Genomic DNA, 3214 nt, shown 5'->3' on the forward strand with positions numbered 1-3214 from the left:
TTGTCCAGATTGGACGCACCATACAGAAGTTGAGTTATCAAGGTTCTACCCCTGACCCTGCTTTATTTCAAACCTTGTGGAGGGGCTTGACTTGGGCAGGAACGAGTTGCACGACAGGATACATGTAAAAACCTGCAAGATGAGCCTTAAACAACCGGTACGTAAATGTTCCAGCCATTCGCCAAAAAAACTTGAGTAATTGCGGGAAGCTACAACTATTCAACGAAAAAATAGGTTTTCAGCCTCCCAAGAAGCTCCGAAATGAGGCATGTACTAGTGATTTTCGAGTAATACTTAGTTCAAAAGTAGGCCAAACCTGTACTACTGCAAGCTTTTAGAGGTTTGCTTCAAGGGGTCAAAAGTTGAGATGCTTGTCTACTAAGCAATTGAACCCTATCCTGCAGGTTTTTACACGTATCCTGTGGGAGCATGTCATCTTTTTCCAAAGAAATTCAAAAGCTAGTAAATCCGTGTCAATAGGACAACGCATTTCGGGGGTTTGGTTTTTTTCTTCAAAAGGGAGACATACTCCCGAGCTTGAGTGCTTTGTCCTATGGCGTACTTGTCCAGAAGTAAGCAGTTTTGTAGCGTTAGCGCAAATGGACTGAATCAAACTTGATAAGTTGGCTTGCTACAATTCCCTAACGTTGGTTTTAGTCTAAAAGTTACGAGAACGCCTATACCTGCTTGAGGGGTTGTGCAAAGCACCCAAGTTTGAACCAAATTAGTTAACAAAACAATCGGCAACTATCGACAGAACACAAGCTACTATAGCAATCCGCTCTGAGTTGTGAGAACTATCAAGCTCAATATCTTGTATTAAGTCACGTTTGCCCCACGTCTCATCTAGTATTGCTATAGATTAACTCGTAACCTGTTAATCTAGTAACTTTATTACTTGCTGCTTGCTGGCACAACCGTCAATAATTAATCTACTACTTCGTGCGCAACCTCAGCTTTAGTCTGCTTAATCTCAGTACCAAGTTCCTCCAGTTTTTTATCACTCATACACTGGCGTACTTTAGGAAAGAGACTGTTCTCTTCTTCATCCAAATGATTCAGCATAAACTCTTGTAGTCCCCTAACTTTTTCTTTGAATTTAGATGATTCGTTAGGGCTTATAGATTTAATTTCCAGAACCATTTGGTCGCCTTTGTCATGCTCTTGGTGACCTTTATCAATCAGTTCCTGAGTACCTTCACAATTGCTTGCTTCTGGGTACAGGACTTGCTCTTCGGCTTCAGCATGTATAGTTAGAATGTTGCCGAGTTTCTCAAAATTATCCTCTAACTCTTGGGGGTCATCAGTATTCTCAATATTTGAAAAGAGGCTTCTAATCCTGGCATGATCCTTTTCTAACGTTTCAATACCGTCCATTTCGTCTTTACTCCTTTTCTGACATTGCTTTGCTAGACTACTAAAAGATTTCTTCGTTGCTATAACAAGTTGAACTTGGTAGTCGACTGCTTCTTGCTTCCTCAATTTAGGTGTGGCAGACCGAAAATACCTAAGCACAAAGACATAAATGAACGTCTCCGCTGCAAGCAGACGGAGTATCACTTCGATACACCTCACACGCTTGCGGCTCGGCTGCGCTCAACAGCACCCATTCGGACTGCTGTGCCTCATTGCGCAATCTGGGCTGATAGTCGGGCACTGGTTGTGCATCTTTTTAACCTCCTGAAGTTTCCATAACAAAGTAGCTGTTTCGCTCATCCTGTCGCTATCCCTAGAACAACTTCCGGTAGGCTGCATCCTGGTAATTGGCTACGCCCCTTCGGTCTTAATGTCAGCCTGTGACTTAATTGAGCAAGGCTTGGTGTATCTGCCTTACGCCTTGAACGGAAATATCCCAATGCTGGGCGAGAGTGGGGCTGACGGTACGTCTTTCCCTCGATCGGCATCCCGCTCGACCCGCGCAGCGGGCTGCGCTGCCGCCGTCGCACGTTTCGCCACAGTTTTGCGACCCATTTGTTGCAGGATGGGTATGATATTCGGACCGTTCAGGAGCTTTTGGGGCATAAGGATGTGAAGACAACGATGATTTACACTCACGTTCTCAATCGAGGCGGACGAGGCGTAAAAAGCCCTCTTGATTCATGACCCCTAGTTCGTGATGTGTAAATCTAAGCAAGCTTAATCTGCACAAAAACATTGCCGAATTGAGGCATTTTCGGCAATCAAGGGGGTGGTAACGACCCGCTTCACCGCTCGCTTAGATTTTCAGACTCAATCAACCAATCCGATATGGTCGGTGGGCAAGCAGATTGTTAGATAGTAGTCTCCTTATTCTCCTTTGTCTGGGCGGATTGGACAAAGCAGCAATCTCCTACATCGTAAGAATAAAGTTTTGGACGCTGATTTGCGTCCACTTCCTTGTATCCAAGACGTTTCAAGAGCCGAATGCTCCGCTGATTCCTTGGATGTACAGTGGCCCACCATGCGGTTCCTGGTGCAACAGCAGCCAGGTAATCGTGCCACCAGAGCATCGCCTCGAATGCCAATCCCTTTCCCCACCAAGCTTCACCTAACAAATAGGCCACCTCACCCCATTCTCCGTATCCTGTCGCCTCCAGCCGACCAATCACTGGAGAGGGAGGAGTTTTTAACCGGATTGCCATGGTAAACCATTGCTCAGTCGGCGTTGCCAAAACCACAGGGCCGTGAGAACGGGCAGCGTACTCTGTCCTCAACTCCTCTATAGTCGGTGGATTTCCATTTGGATCGATAAAGGCAAGGACGGAGGGCGTGGTCAAAATAGAAAAGAGTTCGTCGGCATGGACATCAGTGAGTGGCTCGAAATGTAGGTTCTGACTCTGCATTAGTGTGATCCTTCTGCTCTTGTGAAAGCCGCCTAACGTTGCCCATCACCCGCCCCTACCTTTTAGCCTGAAACTGCCTCACAAGCCGAGTTCACAGGACTATGAGTTAGTGATGTCAAGCCTCCCAAATAGAACCGTTCAACCTCATCACTTCCCCAACGCTCCAAAGCGATCGCCTAATATCTGACGCTCAAGAAGTAGAAGGGTTGATTGCGGTTTCCTGAACCTTGGGTTCTGTGAATATCGCGATGCCACAATGCTCCTGGTGTCTGATTAACATATAGCAATCCTAAATAGGATGTGGGGCTAACCATACATGAAGGCCTTCTCAAACGTAAACCACTGCTGATGCGTGACCAGCTCAAATAGATACTTCACCACGGCAAAAGATT

The 3214-nt window shown here is 46.1% G+C and carries 3 protein-coding genes and 1 pseudogene; 1 reads left to right on the forward strand and 3 read right to left on the reverse strand.

All coding sequences use genetic code 11. From position 1 onward, the window contains the following. Positions 1–927: 927 nt before the first annotated feature. The gene (locus H6F68_RS05180; protein ID WP_190557033.1) at positions 928–1377 is read right to left on the reverse strand and encodes a hemerythrin domain-containing protein; all 450 of its coding nucleotides are present in this window, start codon (positions 1375–1377) and stop codon (positions 928–930) included. Positions 1378–1830: 453 nt separating this feature from the next. Continuing rightward, entirely contained in the window at positions 1831–1971 is a 141-nt protein-coding gene (locus H6F68_RS28395) for a hypothetical protein (RefSeq protein ID WP_199299915.1), read from the reverse strand. Between H6F68_RS28395 and H6F68_RS05185 the strand changes: the two are divergent. Continuing rightward, positions 1945–2103: pseudogene (locus H6F68_RS05185) on the forward strand (tyrosine-type recombinase/integrase); the annotation flags it as partial. The gene H6F68_RS28395 and the pseudogene H6F68_RS05185 overlap by 27 nt on opposite strands. Before the next feature lie 167 nt (positions 2104–2270). On the opposite strand, the gene H6F68_RS05190 reads toward H6F68_RS05185, so the two are convergent. Beyond that, entirely contained in the window at positions 2271–2822 is a 552-nt protein-coding gene (locus H6F68_RS05190) for a GNAT family N-acetyltransferase (protein ID WP_190557035.1), read from the reverse strand. Positions 2823–3214 lie beyond the last annotated feature (392 nt).

This window comes from Trichocoleus sp. FACHB-262, from assembly GCF_014696035.1.
Taxonomy (GTDB): domain Bacteria; phylum Cyanobacteriota; class Cyanobacteriia; order FACHB-46; family FACHB-46; genus Trichocoleus.

Coding starts and splice junctions, on each gene's coding strand:
- H6F68_RS05180 (WP_190557033.1), bottom strand. CDS start 1,377: ATGGACGGTATTGAAACGTTAGAAAAGGATCATGCCAGGATTAGAAGC.
- H6F68_RS28395 (WP_199299915.1), bottom strand. CDS start 1,971: ATGGGTCGCAAAACTGTGGCGAAACGTGCGACGGCGGCAGCGCAGCCC.
- H6F68_RS05190 (WP_190557035.1), bottom strand. CDS start 2,822: ATGCAGAGTCAGAACCTACATTTCGAGCCACTCACTGATGTCCATGCC.